The 21,276-nt window shown below is 49.6% G+C and carries 23 protein-coding genes and 1 tRNA gene; 14 read left to right on the forward strand and 10 right to left on the reverse strand.

Annotated features, from left to right (window positions below; genetic code table 11):
- Window positions 1-230: 230 nt before the first annotated feature.
- Genes ACXAFR_RS13745 through ACXAFR_RS13755 form a run of 3 tightly spaced genes read left to right on the forward strand, consistent with a single transcriptional unit; the run spans window position 231 to window position 4,024 of the window.
- Complete coding sequence (locus tag ACXAFR_RS13745) at window positions 231-1,835, forward strand: PAS domain-containing sensor histidine kinase (protein ID WP_475177819.1); 1,605 nt, start codon at window positions 231-233, stop codon at window positions 1,833-1,835.
- Window positions 1,817-2,272, forward strand: a complete 456-nt coding sequence (locus ACXAFR_RS13750) for a response regulator (protein ID WP_475177822.1) — start codon at window positions 1,817-1,819, stop codon at window positions 2,270-2,272. The genes ACXAFR_RS13745 and ACXAFR_RS13750 overlap by 19 nt, the downstream gene beginning before the upstream one ends.
- Before the next feature lie 6 nt (window positions 2,273-2,278).
- Complete coding sequence (locus ACXAFR_RS13755; protein WP_475177825.1) at window positions 2,279-4,024, forward strand: putative bifunctional diguanylate cyclase/phosphodiesterase; 1,746 nt, start codon at window positions 2,279-2,281, stop codon at window positions 4,022-4,024.
- Between the two features lie 411 nt (window positions 4,025-4,435).
- On the opposite strand, the gene ACXAFR_RS13760 is transcribed toward ACXAFR_RS13755, so the two are convergent.
- Window positions 4,436-5,185 carry a sulfotransferase gene (locus ACXAFR_RS13760; RefSeq protein ID WP_475177826.1) on the reverse strand — a complete coding sequence of 250 codons (750 nt, stop codon included), beginning with the start codon at window positions 5,183-5,185 and terminating at the stop codon, window positions 4,436-4,438.
- A gap of 30 nt (window positions 5,186-5,215) precedes the next feature.
- Window positions 5,216-5,812, reverse strand: a complete 597-nt coding sequence (locus tag ACXAFR_RS13765) for a hypothetical protein (protein WP_475177828.1) — start codon at window positions 5,810-5,812, stop codon at window positions 5,216-5,218.
- 215 nt (window positions 5,813-6,027) lie between these two features.
- Here ACXAFR_RS13765 and ACXAFR_RS13770 point away from each other — a divergent pair, with 215 nt between their 5' ends.
- Window positions 6,028-6,681 carry a DUF6933 domain-containing protein gene (locus ACXAFR_RS13770; protein ID WP_475177831.1) on the forward strand — a complete coding sequence of 218 codons (654 nt, stop codon included), beginning with the start codon at window positions 6,028-6,030 and terminating at the stop codon, window positions 6,679-6,681.
- A 13-nt stretch (window positions 6,682-6,694) separates the two neighbouring features.
- Here the strand turns inward: ACXAFR_RS13770 and ACXAFR_RS13775 are convergent.
- From ACXAFR_RS13775 to ACXAFR_RS13795, 5 genes are all read right to left on the reverse strand, one after another.
- Window positions 6,695-6,770, reverse strand: a tRNA-Phe gene (locus ACXAFR_RS13775).
- Window positions 6,771-6,878: 108 nt separating this feature from the next.
- On the reverse strand, window positions 6,879-7,154 hold the full coding sequence (locus tag ACXAFR_RS13780) for an oxidative damage protection protein (protein ID WP_475177833.1): 276 nt from the start codon (window positions 7,152-7,154) through the stop codon (window positions 6,879-6,881).
- A gap of 53 nt (window positions 7,155-7,207) precedes the next feature.
- Window positions 7,208-8,281 carry an A/G-specific adenine glycosylase gene (gene mutY / locus ACXAFR_RS13785; protein WP_475178375.1) on the reverse strand — a complete coding sequence of 358 codons (1,074 nt, stop codon included), beginning with the start codon at window positions 8,279-8,281 and terminating at the stop codon, window positions 7,208-7,210.
- 5 nt (window positions 8,282-8,286) lie between these two features.
- Entirely contained in the window at window positions 8,287-9,237 is a 951-nt protein-coding gene (locus ACXAFR_RS13790) for a prenyltransferase (protein WP_475177835.1), read from the reverse strand.
- A 92-nt stretch (window positions 9,238-9,329) separates the two neighbouring features.
- On the reverse strand, window positions 9,330-11,369 hold the full coding sequence (locus ACXAFR_RS13795; protein ID WP_475177838.1) for an AsmA family protein: 2,040 nt from the start codon (window positions 11,367-11,369) through the stop codon (window positions 9,330-9,332).
- 141 nt (window positions 11,370-11,510) lie between these two features.
- Here ACXAFR_RS13795 and ACXAFR_RS13800 point away from each other — a divergent pair, with 141 nt between their 5' ends.
- Together ACXAFR_RS13800 and gcvH are read left to right on the forward strand one after the other, a co-directional pair.
- Window positions 11,511-11,750, forward strand: coding sequence for a hypothetical protein (locus ACXAFR_RS13800; protein WP_475177840.1), 240 nt, complete (start codon window positions 11,511-11,513; stop codon window positions 11,748-11,750).
- Between the two features lie 3 nt (window positions 11,751-11,753).
- Window positions 11,754-12,143: a glycine cleavage system protein GcvH gene (gene gcvH, locus ACXAFR_RS13805; RefSeq protein WP_475177842.1), complete on the forward strand. Its 390-nt coding sequence runs from the start codon at window positions 11,754-11,756 to the stop codon at window positions 12,141-12,143.
- Window positions 12,144-12,193: 50 nt separating this feature from the next.
- On the opposite strand, the gene ACXAFR_RS13810 is transcribed toward gcvH, so the two are convergent.
- Window positions 12,194-12,628: a flagellar basal body-associated FliL family protein gene (locus tag ACXAFR_RS13810; RefSeq protein WP_475177844.1), complete on the reverse strand. Its 435-nt coding sequence runs from the start codon at window positions 12,626-12,628 to the stop codon at window positions 12,194-12,196.
- A 130-nt stretch (window positions 12,629-12,758) separates the two neighbouring features.
- Here ACXAFR_RS13810 and ACXAFR_RS13815 point away from each other — a divergent pair, with 130 nt between their 5' ends.
- From ACXAFR_RS13815 to ACXAFR_RS13835, 5 genes are all read left to right on the forward strand, one after another.
- On the forward strand, window positions 12,759-13,241 hold the full coding sequence (locus ACXAFR_RS13815; protein ID WP_475177846.1) for a disulfide bond formation protein B: 483 nt from the start codon (window positions 12,759-12,761) through the stop codon (window positions 13,239-13,241).
- A 1-nt stretch (window position 13,242) separates the two neighbouring features.
- Window positions 13,243-13,587, forward strand: coding sequence for a CidA/LrgA family protein (locus tag ACXAFR_RS13820; RefSeq protein WP_475177848.1), 345 nt, complete (start codon window positions 13,243-13,245; stop codon window positions 13,585-13,587).
- Window positions 13,584-14,288, forward strand: a complete 705-nt coding sequence (locus ACXAFR_RS13825) for an LrgB family protein (protein WP_475177849.1) — start codon at window positions 13,584-13,586, stop codon at window positions 14,286-14,288. Before ACXAFR_RS13820 ends, ACXAFR_RS13825 begins: the two co-directional genes overlap by 4 nt.
- A 92-nt stretch (window positions 14,289-14,380) precedes the next feature.
- Window positions 14,381-14,836: a sigma D regulator gene (rsd, locus tag ACXAFR_RS13830; RefSeq protein WP_475177850.1), complete on the forward strand. Its 456-nt coding sequence runs from the start codon at window positions 14,381-14,383 to the stop codon at window positions 14,834-14,836.
- Window positions 14,837-14,929: 93 nt separating this feature from the next.
- Entirely contained in the window at window positions 14,930-15,940 is a 1,011-nt protein-coding gene (locus ACXAFR_RS13835) for a WD40 repeat domain-containing protein (protein ID WP_475177853.1), read from the forward strand.
- 82 nt (window positions 15,941-16,022) lie between these two features.
- Here ACXAFR_RS13835 and ACXAFR_RS13840 read toward each other — a convergent pair whose 3' ends face one another.
- Entirely contained in the window at window positions 16,023-16,739 is a 717-nt protein-coding gene (locus tag ACXAFR_RS13840) for an FKBP-type peptidyl-prolyl cis-trans isomerase N-terminal domain-containing protein (RefSeq protein WP_475177854.1), read from the reverse strand.
- 264 nt (window positions 16,740-17,003) lie between these two features.
- On the opposite strand from ACXAFR_RS13840, the gene ACXAFR_RS13845 reads away from it, so the two are divergent.
- The 3 genes from ACXAFR_RS13845 (at window position 17,004) to ACXAFR_RS13855 (ending at window position 20,585) form a co-directional block, all read left to right on the forward strand.
- Window positions 17,004-17,711: a hypothetical protein gene (locus tag ACXAFR_RS13845; protein ID WP_475177856.1), complete on the forward strand. Its 708-nt coding sequence runs from the start codon at window positions 17,004-17,006 to the stop codon at window positions 17,709-17,711.
- Between the two features lie 42 nt (window positions 17,712-17,753).
- A complete protein-coding gene (locus ACXAFR_RS13850) occupies window positions 17,754-19,637 on the forward strand; it encodes an ATP-binding cassette domain-containing protein (protein WP_475177858.1) in 1,884 nt (627 codons plus the stop codon).
- Between the two features lie 90 nt (window positions 19,638-19,727).
- Window positions 19,728-20,585 (forward strand): universal stress protein, encoded by an 858-nt coding sequence (locus tag ACXAFR_RS13855; protein ID WP_475177861.1) that lies wholly within the window; start codon window positions 19,728-19,730, stop codon window positions 20,583-20,585.
- 16 nt (window positions 20,586-20,601) lie between these two features.
- Here the strand turns inward: ACXAFR_RS13855 and ACXAFR_RS13860 are convergent, their stop codons facing one another.
- Window positions 20,602-21,234, reverse strand: coding sequence for a DUF2959 domain-containing protein (locus tag ACXAFR_RS13860; protein ID WP_475177864.1), 633 nt, complete (start codon window positions 21,232-21,234; stop codon window positions 20,602-20,604).
- Window positions 21,235-21,276 lie beyond the last annotated feature (42 nt).

Consider the following 21,276-nt stretch of genomic DNA (forward strand, 5'->3'; position numbering starts at 1 on the left):
CATCCCATCTATGTCGTCAAAGATCACCTATAGTGCGCTGAACATCACTTCGGGCGATATCTATCTTATCTTTAGACAATATTGATATGAGGGGCGAGTTCTATCTGCCTTTCCAAGGTCTATAGTAAAAATGGGAGGATAAGCCCTCCACGTTTCATTGATAGCTATTACATTAAAGATCTTTTGGTCGCGAAAATAATCAAGACCAAAATTGGTGGAGCACGGCATCAATGCCATCAAGCACTTGCGCAGATGAGCACAACGTCTGTTTGCAGCTTAAGCAGCTGATTAGGCAATACCCCCAAGCCAGTAATTTCCTAGACAACCATTCTCTCGACGGCTTTTGGATCTGGAACCTTAAATCACAACGCGAGGAGTGGCTCAGCCCCGGTTTTTGGCACTGCCTAGGATACAGTCCCGACGTCTATCACCGAATTCGACCCAATTGGCAAAAAGTCATCTTCCCCGAAGACCTTCGAGGATTTACACGTCACTTCGCCGCATTAATTAACAAAGATTGCGAAGACTTCCAGCGAATATCCCGATTTTGCGCAAAAGATGGATCCACCGTTTGGCTAGAGTCGAACGGATTACTGATACGGGACATCGACGACAACCCTGAACAATTTATTATTACTCACCAGAATATTTCCGAATTCAAACAGACAGAGCAACAACTAAAGTCCGTCAACGAACGCTTTGATCTTGCGGTGGCGGGATCCAGCTCTGCGATCTGGGATTGGCACGATGTAAAGCAATCGGCAGCCTATTGGAGCCCGAGACTGTATGAGCTGCTTGGCTACAAAAACCTCGATTTCCCCTCAACCCTTGAAAATTTTATGCGGCTGGTACATCCCGATGATGTCGATCGGCTCAGAGTCTGTCTGAACAATCACTTGTACCGAAGTGAACCCTGCGATCTTGAATACCGACTTAGAACCAAAGATGGAGGTTTTCGCTGGTTTCGAGGAACAGGAGCAGCCTCTCGCGATGCAATTGGAAATCCATTGCGGATGGCGGGTAGCCTAACCGATATTCATGAGCGCAAGACGAATGAAATAAAGTTGCGCCATACACTTTTACAATTGGAGCAATCGAATAAAGAGCTGGAAGAGTTTGCCTACACAGCCGCTCACGATCTGAAAGAGCCACTTAGGACACTACAGACCTTCAGCGATTATTTTATTCAGGACATGGAATCCGGAAATACAGAAAGAGCCAATCAAGATAAACAATTTATTGACCAAGCTTGTCGCCGTATGAGATCACTTGTGGATGGTCTTTTAGATATGTCACGCGTGGGAAGCCATGGCTTAAAGTTCGGAAAGCACCAGCTCTTGGATATTGTCAATACTGTCATCGAACAGCTACAACACGCTATCAAGGATACCGGTGCTAGGGTAGAGGTTGCGGGTAACTTGCCAGAACTGTACGTGGATTCATCACAATTCAGCCTTGCAATTCAAAACATCGTTCAAAACGCTTTAAAATTTCACCGGCAAGACATTCCACCTTTGGTGACAATTTCTGCGAGAGATACTGCGGAAGAATCCATTATTTCAATTACAGATAATGGAATTGGCATAGACGAAGAGCAAAAGCACACGATTTTTGGGTTATTTAAGAGACTACATCGAGAGAATGAATACACAGGCACAGGAATCGGATTAGCCGTAGTTGCGAAGATCATTACTCGCCACAACGGAAAAGTGACCGTTGAAAATGCTAAAGATGGCTTTGGTACAACCTTTTCCTTACACCTACCCAGATCATCATCTAAAAATAAAGAGAATATTGAAATGAGCGAGGCGGTATCATGCAGCGAGCCCAGGTGATGCTCATTGACGACAGCCTGTCAGACCAAACGCTAATGAGCCGCTGCTCTGAAGATGGTTTTATCGACGGAGATATACTGCCTTTTACAACGTCAGCGGATGCGGTTTCTTTTCTAAGACGCCCGCCAGAAACTACAAGGGATTCAACGTCTCTTCCAGATCTGATTCTTTTAGATATTAACCTTACGCCCACAAATGGATTGCTACTACTGAGGGAGCTGAAAAACGATGTGCAGTTAAAGCACCTCCCAATCTTGATGTTAACAACCAGTTCGCGACCAAAAGATGTCATCGAAGCCTACCGTTATGGCGCCAATGCCTTTTTGATCAAGCCCACAGAAGAGCGAAAATACGCGCTTCTTGCGAAACACATTAATGATTTTTGGCTACATACCGCGATCCTTCCAACACCGTCCATCAATACGTTAGAGCTGTAAACTTCCATGTCTTTCGATCAAGCTTATCTTAGGGAACAAGAAAGCGACTCACAGAGAGACAGCTGTCGACTCTTAATTATCGATGACAATCTTGCTGACGCCATACACTGCCAGCGACTGCTGGAGGGAGACGATTCTCAGTTTACGGAAATTTGCCTAGCGCAAAACTTGGAAGATGCGCGGGAGGAAATCTCACGCGACTTACCTGATGTGTGCTTGATGGATTACCATCTACATCAGAATACGGCGAAACATTTGATAGCCGATCTCAATCGTCAGTATGAACGCATCCCATTCCCCATCGTTGTAAGTACAGGATTCGGCGACGAGAAACTGGTCGCCGAGCTCATGAAAATGGGTGTTCAGGACTATCTGGTAAAAGATGGATTGGATGGATCAGAATTACGACGGGCTCTCAGTCACGCACTTCAAACCTTTAATCTTCAATCTCAAATTGAAGCCCAAGCGATACATGACGGACTTACCGGACTGCTCAATCGAGCGATATTCGTTGACCGACTAAAACAAGCCTTTCGCGAAGGTCAGCGGTACAATCGTCACTTTGCGTTGATCTATTTGGATCTAGATCACTTTAAGCAAATCAATGATACCTACGGCCATCCCGCAGGAGACCACCTTCTCAATACCATTGCCCGTCGGATCTCTTCCGTTATACGCAGAACGGATTCCGCAGCCCGGCTTGGTGGTGACGAGTTCGCCATACTCCTCCCTGAAGCCGATCAAACCACGACAGAAATCGTCGGGCAAAAATTGTTGCACGGAATATCCGAGCCGATCCCCTGGAACGACATAGAATTGAACGTCAGCCCTTCTATCGGTATCAGTTGTTTTCCCGGTCACGCGACATCCTATGAAGCGTTAATGCGCGAAGCCGACTTGGCGTTATACTTATGCAAATCGAAAGGTCGCGCGCAGATCGCTGTTTATAGCCCTGAACTCGAAAAACGCAGACTCCGCACCAACACTCTATCAGACGCACTGCCCAACGCGCTGGCGCAAAACGCGCTATCCCTTGCATACCAGCCAATCTTTTCCGTTGAGACCGGACGCTGCTCCCACGTTGAAGCACTGGTACGCTGGCACCACGGAGACAACTGGGTTTGTCCGACGGAAATCATCGGATTAGTGTTGGAGACCAGTGCCTGTAGCCAGTTTCACGAATGGCTTTTCGGTGAATCACTGCGACAACTTGCCCAGTGGAAGCGGCAGGAGCCAGAATTAAAGCTCTCCCTCAATGTTCCGGCAAAACTGTGCCGGGATAAACGGATCATTTCGATCCTCTGCAATGAGATAAAGCAACACAACCTTACAAACGACGACGTAATTTTAGAAATTTCAGAAAACTATCTGACAGAACATGAGAATACCACTCAGTGCTGCCTGCACACTCTCACGGAACTTGGCTTCCAGCTTGCTGTCGACGACTTCGGCAGTGGTCACAGCTCTATCGAATTTGTCGCCAATCTGGGGTGCTCTTATTTGAAAATAGATCAGAAGTTTTTTCTTGGTCTCAATAAATCGCCCAACAACTATCGAATCATCGCCGGCATTCGTGCAATGGCGAACGCCCTCGACTGCAAAGTTATCGCCGTTGGCGTAGAGAATCGGGAATCCTTTGACACAGCTAAACGCCTTGAATTCGACTACTATCAAGGCTATTGGGTTGGCCGACCCTGCTTTGCAGAACACCAGTTTTCAGATTTCCTAAAGAAATTTCCCCAGCGACTCTAGAATAAACGCGTGAAAATAGCCCTTCAGATTACACGCTCTGGTAGATTCTGACTCCATAAAAGTAAAGCTTTCTAAAGAACCAGAAACAAATCCTTAAAAATGATTCTATATACTTGTCTGTCAGAACGACACAGGAGATAGCATCATCCGCCCTAATGCTCGAAAATGGAAAGCGCAAACCACATCAAGTCGTAAACGGGCTCTGGGATTTCGCTGGTCGCAACGCAGTTCCGCCGAACAGAGACGCAAACGAGATCTACTCTACAGAGACCGTCGCCGAACGACAGAAAGATCCAAAACACAGGCAGAACATCGCCGTCGGCACAACCAACTGCCCGGCATGGATTTATTAGAAGGTACGGCAGCGGCGATGACTCCCCGCAATATACAGCCTTTTGACGATGAATAAAGTTACTGTATACACCAACGATCTAGCGTGGCTTTTATCTGCAAATAGTTTTCAAAACGATCAGAAACAGCCCCCTGAGACTGCTTGTTGAGCAGCAACTCAGTGTCTATCGAATAGTTATCTTTAGAAAGTCCTAAAAACCCCAGGGCATCGCCGATTGATTCGGTCATCTGTGAACTCAACGCTTCGTAAGTCATCGGCAAGTACGGATTGGTTTTCTGTAACTCAGCCAGCCGGGCATCAAGACTCACTTTTGACTGGATTCGTTTAAGCGCTTCCCGCGGGGAAATCGAGACTTTCAAATCATCGGGATAGACCGTTCGAAAATAGCGACCGGTTTCCCGCGATAGCAAGTAAGAGCTTAGCCAGGCCAGATGATCATCCCGGCATAAATGGAGCACGGCAATGTCCGGACGACCGGCAAGCCACCTTAACGTGGCGCCAAGCCGCTCATACATCCTAGTTAAACTAAACTCCGGATTGAAAAGCCACTTATCAGACGAACGGAAAAGCGCGCGAAACCCTAAATGGGTGACTTTATCATCCAGGTTGTCGAGCAAGTGTCTGCGATTTTTCTCTTTCAGTACTCGAAAATCACCGTCAAACGCCCGGGATATACCACTGATTTTTTGCCATGGCCGTAGATGGCCAGTCCACTCGCCTCCACATACTACCTGCGGGTGGAAGTTTAAAAGCTGAGCGAGCAAGGTGCTCCCCGTCCTCGGGGTCGCAACAATAACAAAGCAATTCACAGAAGAGGCATACCAGGCGCTCGATTGGTATCAACGAAACAGACGCTTCTCTTTTAGAATTAAAAACAAACCGATCGCCAATGCCAACGCTACACTTCCCGCCGTGCCATCTAATTCAGGGACATCATAACCACTGACGTTACCAGACTTTACGAGCGCAGTACCCCAGGTCGTAATTGGCAGGCCGCTGTCTAGTCCACGTGTGGATGAAATGACATAGTAGGCATCGTGGGTATAGTAATCCTGATCCGGATCCAGGTTCATAAAGAAAGCAGAATCCCCATCCTCATAGGTATCTGTCGTACCAAAACCTACGGCCAACTCAGAACTTTCCCACGCATAAAAGTAATCATAGACTTCAGACATCCCTTCATAGGTGGTCAAATCGAAATTACTTAAGAGAGAATTAAATTCAGAAGCGGTCGCCACACGCCATTCGGATGCGGGGAAATACTGCTGAGCCTGTTCATCGGGCCAGTACCAATCACCGTATTCACTCACGGTGTCACCCCACTGCGCCCAGGTCAAATTGGTCGCGTCGTCATAGACATAACCGTAGCTGGAATAATCTCCGGGAATTGGCCCAAAATCGGTATTGGGGTTATCGTTACCTATGGTTAAAGACATCGGCTTTCCTTATGTAAATCTGAAGATCCATGAATCGACATTTTGGCGCCAAAAACCCCTAAATGTCAGAAGCGACATGCTACACAATCGTCATCGTTAGAGACAATTAACATTCCGTTAAATTTCGCGGCAAATTCGCCAAAGCTGGAGGTATTCTTGATAATGTTGCTCATTGCAAAGAAAGCTACTCCCCACTCTGCAATCAAGGATCCATCATGCTGACAGTTCACAGCACGAAAAAGCTCCTCGCCAAACTTCCGGTAGATGACCAGGGCATACTGCCAATGGAGACCAAGGCTCAGCCATTTCTTCTTCATGACCATCCATCAGACAATGATCTGGGTCAATGGCATGCCAATTTGCTAACCTTACAGCGCCGTAACTGCGTGCTCTTTGTGCACGACGCCACGCGATTTCCCGTCTTTCTCCCCTGCTTGACCAAACCCGATTTTGCGAGGCTCGACTGGTGGTTCTGCGACTCGCTGATGAATACGATATTAAAATGCGGGGCAAACGAATCTCAGATGGATGCGGCCAGTCAGGCCCTGCAACGTCTGCAGTTCGATACCCAAACCGACCGCTCGGTTCAGGGCACCATGAACCAAATGGCTCTGGATGTTGAACATTCTCTGTATGTGAATAATGGGAATATTGGTGATATTGCCGGAGCAGGCTATCGCCTCGGCGCCTGGCTCGCAGACCGACCAACCAAAATTAAAAGCAAAAAGGATCATATCTGGCCGATCCAGGAATTTTTCGCACTCTTAGACAGCTTTCCAACGTCAGGCAAAACAGACCAACTGGAACAGAAACACGAGCAATTACCCGATAATGTGATTTCGCTGGACCGATATCGTCAGAGAAACTGAGAGAATTAGGAGATGGTGCCCGGAGGCGGAATCGAACCACCGACACGGGGATTTTCAATCCCCTGCTCTACCGACTGAGCTATCCGGGCCTAAAGATAAGCAGGTAAATCAGATATTTACTGCTCGATAGGAGGCGCGTATTAAACCCGCTCATTCCACCGGAGTCAAGCCCCTCTACGCAGTAAGTTACACTTTGACTACTGCTCCTCGGGTGGCACATAGCCTTCGGCTTTGTCGACGTCGCCGCCGGCGAAAAACTCTTCCATTTGCGCGCTGAGATAGGCTCTGGACTCAGGATCCATCAGGCTGAGATGCTTTTCGTTGATCAGCATAGTTTGGTGTTCTAACCATTCCATCCAGGCCTGGCGTGAGACCGTCTCAAAAATGTCTTGCCCCTTCTTACCGGGAAATGGCGGGCTATCCAGCCCATCCATTTGCTGTTGGTATTTGCGGCAAAATACACTTCGACTCATGGGAATTCCTATTGCGTGGTGATATCCGATCCGGGTTGACCTAGACAGCGTGACTAGAGCAACAAGGGTTCCGAAGGCTGTAGAGATTTCAATAGTCTATCGACTGGGGCCGCCAAGCCGATAGGCTCTGACGTCGCTCTATGATACCAGCAGTATCCCGCTTCGCCGATGCTTGTAGTGGGGCAAGCGACATCAACCAGTAACGGCTCTACATCCAAATGGAAATGGCTGAACGTGTGGCGAAATTTCTGCAAGGTTTCAATACGAGCCGGTTTAATCTGCCAGCGCCGCTGTAGGTAAGCCATCGCATCCTCGTCTTCAGGCAGTTCCGGGAACACCCAAAGCCCTCCCCAAAGTCCGCTGGGAGGTCGCTGCTCAAGCAGACACTTACCATCTTCCGCTTTTATAAGTAACCACTTACTTACTTTGACAGACTTGTTCGTCTTAGGCTTTTTACCTGGGTATTGTGTTGGATCGCTCTTGCGCCCCTGACAACCTGCGTGCACTGGGCAGATGTTGCACTGGGGACGACTGCGAGTACAAACCATGGAGCCCAAATCCATCATGGCTTGGTTATAAGCGGCGTAATCAACATCCGGTGTATGGCTTTCTGCAATGTGCCATAACTTTGCCAAGACGTCGGACTTCCCCGGCCAACCATCAATTGCAAAATAGCGCGCTAAAACGCGTTTCACGTTGCCGTCTAAGATTGGCGCCCAAGAATTGTGACCAAGGCTGGCGACGGCTCCCGCCGTAGAGCGGCCAATGCCAGGTAGATCCGACAGGCTGGCGACATCGGCCGGAAATTCGCCATCAAAGTCCTCGACAATCATCTGAGCACACCGGTGCAGATTTCGGGCTCGGGCGTAATAGCCCAAGCCCGTCCACAAATGTAGGACTGTATCGATGGGAGCAGCGGCAAGGGCTTCCACCGTAGGAAACTCGGCCATAAACCGCTCGTAGTATGGAATCACGGTAGCAACTTGGGTCTGCTGCAGCATGATTTCTGATACCCAAACACGATAGGGTGTACGCCCTATCTGCCATGGTAGGTCGTGACGACCGTACTGCAGAGCCCAACGGAGGATGGCATCGCTGAAGGTAGCGGGGTATTTCTGGGATTGCACTGAGGTCAATGGATACTCGTCACAATTACGATGGAGGCATGAATAGCGGGCGTGAGTAATACCATAAGAACGTTCATTCCCATAGAGGAAATCATCGCTTGACGCCAATTCTCAGGGTCATCAATCAACAGACGCCTAAGCTGCAAATAGACCCTCAGCCCCAGCACCAATGGACCCAAAGCCACCAACGTGTAGTAGGACAGGATTCCTGTCGCGACAAGAAACAGAATAACCGTCGCGGTCGAAATTAAAAAGAGTAGGTATACCTGTAGCGAAGCTCTGGGGCCAAACACGACAGGAAACGTTCGACGCCCCACACTTCGATCTGCGTCAATATCGGGAAACTGATTCAGCAACAGCAAGTTATTGGAGAGAAAAAATCCCAGCAGTGACAGTAAAAACGCGACCTGAATACCGCCCAAAGTCACGTCTTCAGACGGTACCAAACTGAGATAGGTGCCGATAGCAAATAAGGGACCGAAGGCCAGACCCGGAGCGATCAGACAGAGTCCGGGGCTGCGATTGATCCAGCGGGAGTACCCCACCAGTGTGATCACACCAATCAAACCCAACGCCATCAGGGGCAGACCTCTCAATGCGACAAAGTAAAGTCCCACGGCAATGGTTACCGCCAGGGTCGCAATGGCAAACCAGAGCACAGAGATCAGTGCTGCAGGATCCGTGGGAAGAGCGCCACTACCGCCACTGAACGGCGTGCGTTGGGTACGCTCATCGAGACCACAGTCAAAATCAAAGTATTCGTTAAAGCTGTTCGCACTAATGTGCGCACAAAGCGCTCCTACAAAGACTAAGAGCAGATGTGAAACATCCAGATCGGCTCCTGCCAATATCGCTGCGGCAACACCAGGTAATAAACAAACTGGCGTCAGCACTAAAAATGGGGGACGGGCGGTTTTGATGACCGTGAGTGAGCGGTTAATTACGAGAGCATCCATACTTGCTACGACCTACTTTGCAACTTGTCGACAGCCTATTGTAGCGTCCTTTGCATGCAGAAGCGTATTGCGCTAGACCAATTTTTAATCAACTAACGTCTCAGCAAGCCTTTTAAGAGATTATCCAGGTCTTCGGATTCGTCGAAGTTGAGCTTGTCTTGCAACACATCTCGCAGCTTGTCTTCTGCCTTGTCTTTCAGCTCATCGCGCAACAAGTCGTCCAGGCGCTTGCGATCGGGAAGGCAAGTCTGCGCTGAAAAAGCGTCTAAGTTACCTTTGCAGCGCAAGGGCAACAGCTGATTACGCCAGCGATCTCTAACCTGGCAGTCTTTTTCGGGGTCCGCTTGACCGACGAACGCGACATCGACCGGCACTTCAAATTTACCCGTTGCGTAATTTAATTTTCCCTTTGCGGCAACAGCGAGATTTTCAACACCAGCGGCCATTTTCTGGATTTGAACCTCTTCGCCCTGCAGGCGTAACTGTACGGTGACGTCTTGCAGGTCTGTGCGGTTTTTCCAGGTGAGCGCTGGTGCCGTCTCTTGATTCACCAGCGCTGCCAGGGTGCAGGCGTTACGCTCAATGTCGAGCTCAGCAATGCTTAGACTCGAAGCTTGTAATGCCAGGTTAGCGACGGATGCTGCTTGCAGCTGTGCCGCTGATTTACCCGCTGCGTTAAACGTCCAAGTGCCTTCAAAACCACCACTAAGCCGCTTTTCATCGGCGAGATCTGTCAGTAACGGTTGCAATTGGAGGGTTTCTATCGCTCCTGCTGATGTAATTTTGAGCTGAGGCTGTCGAGCATCCAGCTGCGCATTCCCATCGATATGGCCATCGTACATATCCGCGATAATCTTCTTGATTTGGATAAGGCCGTCGGCTGCAGCCATCTGGATTTGTGGATTGGTAACGGTTAATCCTTTAACGATGACCTTTTCCATAGATGTACTCAGGCTGCCGTTGATGTCTTTTAATGCTGTTAAATCAATTGGCTCGTCGGATGCTGCCACAGCGGCTGTCGATGCTGTCGGCGATTTGTTCCCTGTTTCACCTGCTGTTTCAGGTGCCGATTCAGGCGCTTCTGGGGCGAGGTAATCATCTAGGTTTATTGATGTTCCCTCCAAGTTGACCACAAAGCTGCCATCGGCTCGGTACACGGCGTGCCCCGAAAACGCGGTGTCGTCCAGATCAAGCTGCAAGGGCTGCAGTCGGTACTGCTCGCTGTCGACTAAAATGGATGTCGTCAAGCCAAGCCGAGACAGTGCTTTTGGGTTCGACATCTCAGGCAACTCAACATGCAGTGCCTTAGCCCAATTTGCCCCGTTGAGGGGGGCCAAAACGAGGTTCATTTCGACGGTAAGAGGGTCCAGCTCAACAAAACCGTCAACGACCAGCGAAGCTTTACTGTTGGCGTCACTGCGGGCATCTACTTCAACACCTGCCAAGTCAATTTTGGAAAAATCGCTCGCAATCGTTATAGTTCCTCGGCTGGAAAGCTCAATGGTCGGCAAGCCGTCAACATCGACTTGACCTTCCTGCTGCCATTGAAACGGCCGCCCCCCCAAATTAAACCCAGAAACAGCAAGATTGAGCGCCTTGGCCTGAACCCGACTTCCGGCTTGCTCGTCGAGATAATCCAGATTGACGTCCGACAATTTGACATGCTGAACGGCGAGCTCAATTGATGTGGTTTCTCCTCCCTCTGAAACCGTAGGCTCAGAAGAAGGCTTGGGCTGCGGCGTTGACGAAGCCGTCTTGCCAAGAGACTCCCAATTGCCAACCCCTGACACATCTTTGACCAGATTGGCACTTACTCCTTTTAAATCAACCGACTGTACTTCGATGCGCTTTTGCAGCAGTGGTTTTAAAGCGAGACTCGCAGACACCTGCTCTGCTGACAACAAGCCACCTGAAAGGTTGATGCCCGCGAGATTCAATCCCAATACCGGGAAGAACTGCCACTCGATGTTTCCTGTGATTCGCAGGGGGTAGCCCTGCTCAGCCGCTACAGCTTCAATTTGGGGTTTAAACTGATTTGGATCCAGCACGAAGAGCACATAAGAAACCACCCCGCCAACAGCGAGCAAAACAATACAACACAGAACAACTAACGTTTTAATAACCCGTTTCATAACGCTCTTGACATCGGAAAGCCAGTGGAAGTACCAGAGGAAATTTGGCGTGATCTCAGAAGTTTAGCAAACGCGTGAACAGAGCGAACACCTTGCAAGCCAGCGACAGAGAATATACCGAAATCAGGGCCGGAGCTCTTAGTGAGCGCACACTTACAACAAGGCATAGGCACAATCGATATTCTTCCATACGCGGCCACGATACTCGTCAATCAACACGAGCGCTTGCGAAACCTTCCTTTCGCCAAAGCAATCCCGTTAAAATATGCCCTGAAAGCGTTTCCGGATGGCTACTGGCGCCAGATGAAAGACATTAACGGATCATTCTCGCCCGCCAGTAGACCAACAATGAATACAGACACCGTGTTGGATGAGGAATGAAACATGAGTGAAGTTCGTAAAGAACTCAAGTATCTGGCCAGTCATGAATGGGCTCGGCTTGAAGAGGATGGCACGGTAACTGTCGGTATTACCGATCACGCCCAAGAGAGCCTGGGCGATGTGGTCTACGTTGAGTTGCCAGAAGTTGGCAGCACCGTCAATGTTGGCGAGGAAGCCGGTGTCGTGGAGTCCGTAAAAGCGGCGTCCGATATTTTCACGCCGGTATCCGGAGAGGTGGTTGCCATCAATCCGGCTCTTGAAGATGCCCCTGAAACCGTAAACGAATCACCTTTTGACGACGGCTGGTTCTTCAAAGTGAAGCCGGCTGATCTGAGTGAGCTGGAAGATACCCTCAGCGCTGACGACTACGTTGCCAGCTACGACGAAGATTGACAGCTTAAACAGAGCAGACGTGTCGCTAAGAGCCATTTTTAATGGCTCTTTTACTTCTGCAAGACCAATTGATTGAAGTAGACATCGGCAAGATCGCTTTCGCCGTCCTCTACCTCCAGGATATTGTTAATAGCTTTGACTGTCTCCTGCCGCAGCTGCTCTTTTCCAGCCTGAGTATCGAGCACCTCCTCAGTTTGTTTGCTGAACAGCAAGATCAAGTCATTACGGATGAAGGGCATATGATGGCGAATTGCCCGAGCACCTGCAGAGCTGGTTACTCGAACAGAAACTTCGATTTTCATGTATCTTAGGCGCCCCGGCCCGCCGTAATTGACGACAAAGGGTGGCTTTAACGGAATGTAGATAGACCGGGGACCGGTTTCTTCCGCAGCTTCTTCTTCGTCTTGAGCGATTGAATTTATACTGGCCAACAACAGGCAAACGGCAAATATCCATAGCCAGAACGTCTTGATTTGCAACATCATCTCACCGGTTTCAATGATTGGACTATCCGCGAAAGAAACCAAACTGTAATCGCGAATAGGTGAAAATCGTCCCTTGAGTTAACAGGGTATTTCACCTAGTGTAGCCTGCATTTCAGAGGAGCATCCGTAGATGCTGGGTATTCGACTTTCGTTTTTTGCAATTTTTGTAGTTTGTGCACTGCTCATGGCCTGCGCACTCTATTTTCAGTATGCACTCGGCATGCACCCCTGCCCCCTCTGCGTCACTCAGCGCATATTTGTTATTTTGGTTGGCCTCACGGCACTTGCCGCCGCGGCACACAACCCGGAAAAATTGGGTCGTCGTATATACAGCGCCGTCGGGGTGGTCTTTGGTGTGATCGGTATGGGTGTGGCATTGCGCCATGTCTGGATTCAAAACCTGCCGGAAGATCAGGTTCCCTCCTGTGGACCTGGCCTTGGCTATATGTTTGAAAATTTTCCCTTAGGTCAGGCATTGTCTCTGCTGTTCCAAGGTGACGGAAACTGCGCCGATGTGTCTTGGTCCTTCATAGGCTTGAGCATGCCAGCCTGGGTAGCCATCAGTTTTGCGGCGTTGATTGCAGCGAATATCTGGCAGGCCGTGCGGAAGTAATATGTTAAAGGGGTTTGCAGTACTGCTCCTGTTTCAATGGCTCGGTGAAATCACCGCTCATGTGACAGGCAGCCCGGTTCCTGGACCGGTTATTGGCATGCTTTTTCTTTGGTTAACCCTCGCCATCAAAGGGGGACCATCTAAACCATTAGAGGAAGTTTCCAGCGGGCTTATCAAGCACCTCAGTCTGTTTTTTCTTCCCGCCGGTGTCGGTCTCTTTTTTCTACCGGAAGAGCTACATCAATACTGGCCGGCGTTATTGGGTGCAATGATTGTTGGAACGGTCGCCAGCATGTTTCTGACCGGAGGCATTTTGAAAAGCCTGACTCGGAAATCTTCCCCATGAATCAATTCGCGTCTGACTTTTTAACGCCAACAGCTCTGCTTTTATTAACACTAGGAGCTTTTCTCGGCGGGCTAAAAGTCTATGAAAAATGCGGGCGAAACGCATTGCTGCATCCCATTACCATCAGCTCTGTCGTCATCGCATCAGTTTTAAGCTTAAGCGGCATTGACTACACAGATTACGTCGACGCCAATCAGGTACTCTATTTTTTATTGGGACCAACCACAGTCGCATTGGCGATTCCGCTTTATCGAGAATTTCACCACATTCGACGGCTGGCAAAGCCAATTATCATTCTCATTGCCTCAGGCAGTCTACTGGCACCTGCATGCGCAATCTTGATTGCCTGGATACTCGGTGCCAACGACTTGGTAGTACATTCTCTACTACCCAAATCCGTAACTACGCCGATCGCCATTGGCATTGCTGAATCGGTTGGAGGCCTCGCCACGCTGACCACCGGTGTCGTGGTTTTCACTGGAATCATTGGCACTATCGCCAGCCCACTGGTGTTTCGACTTTTGAAGCTGAATGATTCCAAACACCAAGGCTTGATACTAGGGCTCAATGCGCATGGTATTGGCACTGCAAGAGCCTTCGACGTTGACGGCACCAGTGGTGCATTTGCAACTCTGGCGATGGGATTGACGGGCGCCTTCTCGGCGCTGACACTTCCCTATCTCGCAACGTTATTGTCATGAGCGAATTGGTGAAATTTTCCACGCATTTTACAATTCCGTAGTACAATTAATTCGAAATAAAATTACCCCGGCTTACGAAAAGGACCAAACAGATGCTCAAAAATATCCAATCAGCGCAGGAGCGTTGGGGCGGAGCGAGCGATATGATCGACCGCTGGCTAAAAGAGCGACAGGAACTCATCATCAATTATTGCAACCTTAGCGAAGAGCCGGGTTGCAGCGACGCAGGTCAAAAACTGCAACGCACTTGCGAGATCCTCGTGGATTACGTCTCGGCCGGTCACTTCGAAATTTATGACAAATTGATTAAAGAAGGACGTGAAACCTCTGATGCAGAGGCCCTACAAAAAGCACGGACTTTATTCGATACTATTGATAATACGACAGAATTTATTCTGGATTTTAACGATAAATATCTGGAAACAGACGATCTGGAAACCATCAGCGAAGATCTTTCCAAACTTGGAGAGGTCATGGCAACCCGCTTTGACGCCGAAGATCAAATGATCGATACCCTCTACGTCGCTAACCAGCAGACCGTCAACTAAATTTTCAGCAGCACTCTGCCAGATAGACGATACTTAAAAGACCCATAGTACGACAATTGATGGCCTTTTAGCTTTTGGTAGAGAGACGACTTCATGACCTATCCCGACCGGCGTTTTCGTGCCGGCTGGCTGCTGTCGGTGATTGTTACCCTTTTCGCAATCACCGGATGCAGTGACTATTCAAAACCCTATGCAACGCTGGAAGTCGCCGTACGCGGGTCTGAGGCAGCAGCTATATCCGATGACGGCAAGTTTCTGAGTCTGGGTTCTGTCGAACATGGAGGAAGCCTCTGGAAGCTCTCCAGTCGCGAGCGTCTTTATAGTTGGAATCACAAGGAGGGAGAGTATTCCACCATTGTCGCGACAGACTTCTCGCCCGATGGTGACTGGGCCGTGACCGCCGAAGCCCATACTATCGTCCTGTGGAGTGTTAAAGATGGCCAGGCCATCCGCTACTGGACAGCACCCGGCGAAATACTCTCGATCGCCTTAAGTGCCTATGGGGAATATGCTCTGCTCGGACTCAGCGATGGATCCGCCGTTCTGTTTGATATCCGGCGTGGCGGCATCAAGCGGCGTTTTCAACATGATAATCGAGTTCGCAGCGTGGCCCTGAGTGATAACGGGCGCCTTGCTCTTACCGGCTCAGAGGACAATACCGCTCGACTCTGGGATATGGCGTCAGGTCGCCAATTGCACCTGCAACAACATCAAGAAGATGTGCAAGTTGTCGCCTTAAGCCCAGATGGCCAGATCGCGTTCTCCGCGGCGAAATACGATCAAGCCATCGTCTGGCGCACTGATGACGGGAAAACCCTCGGACAAATTCCGCTGGCGGCAGAAAAACTGAAACGCGGCCTCCGATTTACAACCGCAAAATTCAACAAAGACGGATCGCGACTGCTAACGGGAAGACCAGATCAAATCGTACAACTTTGGAACACGCGTTCGATGACACTGCAACAAGGCTGGCGCCTCCCTAAACGCAACGCCTGGGAGCCTACCGGTGCAGCGGTTCTCGCTGTCGCCTTTAGTGGTAAATCCGGCCAATACCTGGCAACCGCATCAAATGGATTGCAGTTTGGGCTGAAACGAGAGAAATAACCGCCAATCTGGTCCTCACTCTACTACCGACGTGAAAACCAGAAGGCTTGAGTGAGGGCTGCTTTCCAGCCCTCAGCGAAGATTAGCCTTCAGCGTTGGCGCTGAGCAGCTCGATTTCAAAGATCAGAGTAGCGTTAGGACCGATATCGCTGCCTGCACCGCCTTGACCATAAGCCAATTCAGACGGGATATAAACTTCCCAGGTAGAACCTTCCGGCATTAATTGCAACACTTCGGTCCAACCAGGAATCACCTGATTAACACCAAAAGTCGCCGGCTCGCCACGGCTGTGAGAGCTGTCGAACTCAGTGCCGTCGAGCAGCGTTCCGCGATAGTGAACTGTCACTTTGCTGGTCGCAGAAGGCTTGGGTCCACTACCTTCTTTCACGACTTTATACTGCAAGCCAGAATCTGTTGTGACAACGCCATCTTTTTTGGCATTTTCAGCCAGGAAAGCTTCGCCTTCTTTTTGATTCGCACTGCCGACCATTTCCAACATTTCATTGCGCTTGGCCTGCTGCATTTCTTGCAGCTGTTGCATTGCCGTTTGCATTTCTTCTTGGGTCATTTGCGGCTCTTCGCCTTTTTGAACATCTTCCATCGCTTTACGGAAAATATCCAAGTCAACGTCAAGTTGCTCGCGCTTAAAGTTCTGTCCGATGTTGTAGCCCAAGATATAGCTGACCTTCTCGGACAGAGTTTTGAATTCTTCATCTTCTGCCAATGGCGCCTGAGAAAAGCCTATACCGCTAATTAACATGGTCAGGGCCAAAGGTTTACAGATTTTCTTAGATAACATGGGTAGTCCTGTAATAATTCGAGTATGCCGCTCGGCGAAGCCTATGCTGACCACTAAGACCGGGGAATGCAAGGCTGGTTCAGCCGTTGGCACAAATAATTATGGATATCCTCAAAAGCACACCCCAACACGGATATCGGATTAGATGCTCACCACCAAAAGCTGAGGAAATTCTGCCACCGTCGCTAAATTTTCCTTTTTCAGCCGTAATATTCTTGGCAGAAAGCGGCTATTATAGCGCCCAGTTTCAATAAGGAGGATTTCATGGCCGCACGTAAGAAGCCCGTTGATCCAGTGGCAATCATCGAAAAAGAAATCGGCAAGCTTGAAGTTAAACTGCAAAAAGCTCGCGCGCAGAAGCTCTCTGCCGCAGAGAAAGCCGTTGCCCAAGCGATGAAAGCAAGTGATGCCAGTAAAAAACAGCTGACGACAGCTCGCACCCGCTTAACCACAGCAAAAGTTGCCGCAAAAAAGCGGAAAACTGCGGCGGCGCAGAATAAAGTCGAAACCCTGTCGCAACTGGTCAGCGAAAAATCAGTACAGGTCGCAGACTGCCGTAACCAACTGGCTGAAGCCAGAGAGGCGCTGAAAAGCCTAAAACAGAGTATGCGCATGGTCAGCCTGCTCGCCGCGGCAAGTGCGAAAGCCGAAGCCCAACTGCTGAAAGATCTTGAAAAGAAACAGCAGAAACGAGTCAAGAAGTCGACGGCTACAACATCAAAAGCCGGGGCGCGCGGCAAAAAAGCCCGCCACGAAGCTCAGACCGAACTCAAACTCGATTTGCCAGAGGAGCCTTCACAACCTATCGAGGAGGAAACGTCTCCGCAAGCGACATTGCCGATCACTGAAGCTGCAAACGACACCATCGATAGCGGTCAAGCCGAACTATCTCTGGATACGCCCGCTGAAACTGATCGCGAAGAAAAAGAGCCTGAGCCGCCCAAACATCCCAGTTTATTCGGTGACGACTAAGCCATTTCTGCCTTTTCCAGATTGTACCAATAGGAAGCTACCATGATTGTCATCAACGAACTCAGCCTGCAACGTGGCAGTAAAATACTGCTTAACAGCGCGTCCGTTCGTCTTCATGACGGTCAACGTATTGGGTTAATTGGAAAAAACGGGTGTGGCAAATCGACATTTTTTCAGCTGTTAAGCGGACAGCTGAGCGCCGATGGCGGTGATTGCCAAATTCCGCAAAATTGGCGCATCGGCTATATGCGGCAGGAAACCGGGAACGACACGCGTCTGGCACTGGATTTCGTTCTCGATGGTGATCAAAAACTCCGTGATATCCAGCGTCAGATTGATCAGACACCCGCTGATAAAGGCGAGCAACTGGCTCATCTGTACGGCGAGCTTGAAACCATCGACGGCTACACCGCAGAAGCCCGCGCTCAGGAATTACTACGAGGTCTCGGCTTCGCCCCCGGAGACGGGGCCCGACCTGTCACCGACTTTTCCGGTGGATGGCGCATACGGTTAAATCTTGCTCAAACCCTGATGTGTCCAGCGGATTTGCTGTTACTTGACGAGCCGACCAACCACTTGGATTTGGACACCACCTGGTGGCTGGAGCAGCGCCTTGAACAATTTCGAGGTACACTCATCATTATTTCCCACGACAGGGATTTTCTGGACAATACCGTCAACCATATTGTTCAAATTGATCAGCAACAACTGCATTTGTTCTCCGGTGGCTACAGTGCGTTTGAACGGCAACGCTCCGAACAACTCGCGCAACAGCAGCAAATGTTTGTACGCCAGCAACGACAAATTGAATCCATCGAAAAATTCGTCAATCGCTTTCGCGCCAAGGCAACAAAAGCCAGGCAGGCTCAGAGTCGCCTAAAAGCGCTCGAGCGGATGCAGCTTATAGCGCCCGCTCATGTCGACTCTCCCTTCCAGTTTTCCTTGCCCTGTGCAGAGAAGACCTCGCAACCGCTCCTGACACTGCAGCAGGCCGTTATTGGTTATGACGATAAGACCATTTTGGAAAAAGTGGATTTGCGAATTGAGCCAGATTCGCGACTGGGACTACTCGGTCCTAATGGCGCGGGAAAATCGACGCTGCTTAAGGCTTTGATCGGAGAAATCTCTCCTCAGAACGGCCAGCGGGTAAGCGGTGAACATCTCGCCGTCGGCTATTTTAATCAACACCAGTTAGAAGCTTTGGATTTATCCGCTTCTTCCGCTATGCATTTGCAGCGCTCCGACCCCAAGGCCAGCGAGCAGTCGATAAGGAACTTTCTCGGCGGCTTCGGATTTCACGGCGATAGAGCCTTCGAGGTGATCACCCATTTTTCCGGCGGAGAAAAAGCGCGACTCGCACTGGCTCTCATTGCATGGCAGCGCCCCAATTTACTCGTGCTCGATGAGCCGACTAACCATTTGGATCTGGAAATGCGCGAAGCCCTGACAATGGCATTGCAAACCTTTCCCGGCGCTGTTTTATTGATATCTCACGATCGCCACTTAATGCGAAATTGTGTCGACGAGTTTTTACTGGTTGCAGACGGTAGTGTCAGCCCTTTCGATGGCGATCTGGATGATTATCACCAATGGTTGGAAGGACGCCAGAAAAACGCATCGACATCCGCGCCAAGTGGCGCTCCTAGCGTTGACCGCAAAGCGGAACGTAAGGCCAGTGCTGCAGCGCGGGAGAAATTACAGCCGCTGCGGAAAGAGATTCGGAAACGAGAGTCCGACGTTGAAAAACTGCAATCTCGGCTGAATAAACTTGAAGAAAAGCTCGCCGACACCAGCTTGTACGAAGATGAAAACAAAGACAAATTACAGGAACATTTAAAAGCTCAAGGTGAACTGCGACAGCAACTTGAATCTGTAGAAGAGGAATGGTTCGAGTTACAGCAGCAACTCGAAGATTTGACGTCCTGATCTTGTTCCCAGTCAACTCTAGCCGAGTATTTCTACTCCCCCTCGTGGTTTTATGACATAGTAAACACAACGATAAAACAGGAGGCAAACATGGTTCCCGCAACGCTTCTGGTTGTCATTGATCCCACGCAAAATGATCAAATTGCTCTCAAACGTGCCGAGCAGATCGCCGTAGATAGCGGCGCTGCATTACACCTGTTTTGTTGTGACTTTACCGATGATTTTACCGGTTATCGTTCACGTAAAGACGCCAAACAATCCATTCTTAACGGTATCAAAGACAGTCTGGAGTTTCTGGCTGAACCATTGCGCAAAGAAGGGTTGAGCGTCCGCACAGAAGCCTATTGGAATCAGAATTGGCGTGACGCCATCGTGCATGCCTGCAGTCGCACAGGTGCAGACATGGTATTGAAATCGTCTTTCCGGCATTCAAGAGTTTCTCGCCAGTTACAAAAAACGTCTGATATCACGCTGCTTCGCCATGCCCCCTGTGCGACCTTGCTCGTAAAAGACGGTAGCCCGTGGATGGAACAGAGACTGGTGGCAGCACTATGCCTGGACGCCGCCGATTCCGGTCATGAATTACTGAACAATGCGATTATTACCGAGGGACAGCGCCTGGCAAAAGCCACGCAATCGGAATTGCATATCGCCGCCGCTTTCCACTCTGATGGTGACTTTTCCCTTACTTTGGATCCGTTGGTTGACGGCGACGAAGAAGAAACAGATGAAGACCGAGTCGCGGAAACCTATGGTATTCCAGCGAGTAGAGTACATTTTCGTACTGGAGCAGCAACATCTGCCATTGTTGGCGTTTGCGATGAACTGAAAGCAGACGCGTTAATTATTGGGACTGTAGCAAGACGGGGCATCAACGGTGCGCTCATCGGCAACACCGCTGAGAAAATTCTCGACCAGCTAGATACGGATATTTTGGTCGTAAATTAATATTGGCTTATACCATTTAGTTTTGCAGCGCTGCCATAAACCGCTCAGCTTCTTCGATAGACGTTTCGACGTCACGAATCAGTTGGTTAATGTCTTCACGAAGTCCACCGAATTCTGTTTTCAACGATGCGATGGCCCGAGCGTTAAGGTTATGCTTCAAGTAAAGCGACTGATCTTTCAGTGTTGACAAGACAGGCTGCATCTTACTTTCAGTACTGCGCATCGCTGTGATCATCTGGCTGTACTGCTGCTGAGTTTCCTTCAGCTGCGCTTCACTGTCTCGACGCAGAGCCGTATTACTGTACTCATCGAGCTCTTTATCCCACTCGCGGAACAAGGCATTGGCGACACTATCAACATCATCAATTCTTTCGCTGAGCTCGTCCGCACGCTCGCGGCTTTTCTCATATTCTGTATTAACGATTTTGTAGATTTTTTCGAGATCACCACCATCAAAATCAAGCTCGATAGTGAACCTGTCGAGAGCGGAGGAAAATTGCTCTTTTACGTCTTCCTGCGACTCTTGAACCTCTTCAATTCGATCAACCAAGATATCACGCTTGTGAAAACCTACAGATTCCATCGCACTGTAGTAGGTGCTCTGGCAACCCGCCAAAACAAGCATTGCTCCCAACATCAGTTTCTTCATTGATATCTATTCCTCTCAGCCAACAGGGCTGTCATTCTGCAA

The organism is Pseudomaricurvus sp. ABR4_320 (genome assembly GCF_056159445.1).

What these genes read in the sequence shown, in the direction of transcription:
- ACXAFR_RS13745 (WP_475177819.1), top strand. Translation starts at nt 231, where the DNA reads ATGCCATCAAGCACTTGCGCAGATGAGCACAACGTCTGTTTGCAGCTT.
- ACXAFR_RS13750 (WP_475177822.1), top strand. Translation starts at nt 1,817, where the DNA reads ATGCAGCGAGCCCAGGTGATGCTCATTGACGACAGCCTGTCAGACCAA.
- ACXAFR_RS13755 (WP_475177825.1), top strand. Translation starts at nt 2,279, where the DNA reads ATGTCTTTCGATCAAGCTTATCTTAGGGAACAAGAAAGCGACTCACAG.
- ACXAFR_RS13765 (WP_475177828.1), bottom strand. Translation starts at nt 5,812, where the DNA reads ATGTCTTTAACCATAGGTAACGATAACCCCAATACCGATTTTGGGCCA.
- ACXAFR_RS13770 (WP_475177831.1), top strand. Translation starts at nt 6,028, where the DNA reads ATGCTGACAGTTCACAGCACGAAAAAGCTCCTCGCCAAACTTCCGGTA.
- ACXAFR_RS13780 (WP_475177833.1), bottom strand. Translation starts at nt 7,154, where the DNA reads ATGAGTCGAAGTGTATTTTGCCGCAAATACCAACAGCAAATGGATGGG.
- ACXAFR_RS13790 (WP_475177835.1), bottom strand. Translation starts at nt 9,237, where the DNA reads ATGGATGCTCTCGTAATTAACCGCTCACTCACGGTCATCAAAACCGCC.
- ACXAFR_RS13795 (WP_475177838.1), bottom strand. Translation starts at nt 11,369, where the DNA reads ATGAAACGGGTTATTAAAACGTTAGTTGTTCTGTGTTGTATTGTTTTG.
- gcvH (WP_475177842.1), top strand. Translation starts at nt 11,754, where the DNA reads ATGAGTGAAGTTCGTAAAGAACTCAAGTATCTGGCCAGTCATGAATGG.
- ACXAFR_RS13810 (WP_475177844.1), bottom strand. Translation starts at nt 12,628, where the DNA reads ATGATGTTGCAAATCAAGACGTTCTGGCTATGGATATTTGCCGTTTGC.
- ACXAFR_RS13815 (WP_475177846.1), top strand. Translation starts at nt 12,759, where the DNA reads ATGCTGGGTATTCGACTTTCGTTTTTTGCAATTTTTGTAGTTTGTGCA.
- ACXAFR_RS13820 (WP_475177848.1), top strand. Translation starts at nt 13,243, where the DNA reads ATGTTAAAGGGGTTTGCAGTACTGCTCCTGTTTCAATGGCTCGGTGAA.
- ACXAFR_RS13825 (WP_475177849.1), top strand. Translation starts at nt 13,584, where the DNA reads ATGAATCAATTCGCGTCTGACTTTTTAACGCCAACAGCTCTGCTTTTA.
- rsd (WP_475177850.1), top strand. Translation starts at nt 14,381, where the DNA reads ATGCTCAAAAATATCCAATCAGCGCAGGAGCGTTGGGGCGGAGCGAGC.
- ACXAFR_RS13835 (WP_475177853.1), top strand. Translation starts at nt 14,930, where the DNA reads ATGACCTATCCCGACCGGCGTTTTCGTGCCGGCTGGCTGCTGTCGGTG.
- ACXAFR_RS13840 (WP_475177854.1), bottom strand. Translation starts at nt 16,739, where the DNA reads ATGTTATCTAAGAAAATCTGTAAACCTTTGGCCCTGACCATGTTAATT.
- ACXAFR_RS13845 (WP_475177856.1), top strand. Translation starts at nt 17,004, where the DNA reads ATGGCCGCACGTAAGAAGCCCGTTGATCCAGTGGCAATCATCGAAAAA.
- ACXAFR_RS13850 (WP_475177858.1), top strand. Translation starts at nt 17,754, where the DNA reads ATGATTGTCATCAACGAACTCAGCCTGCAACGTGGCAGTAAAATACTG.
- ACXAFR_RS13855 (WP_475177861.1), top strand. Translation starts at nt 19,728, where the DNA reads ATGGTTCCCGCAACGCTTCTGGTTGTCATTGATCCCACGCAAAATGAT.
- ACXAFR_RS13860 (WP_475177864.1), bottom strand. Translation starts at nt 21,234, where the DNA reads ATGAAGAAACTGATGTTGGGAGCAATGCTTGTTTTGGCGGGTTGCCAG.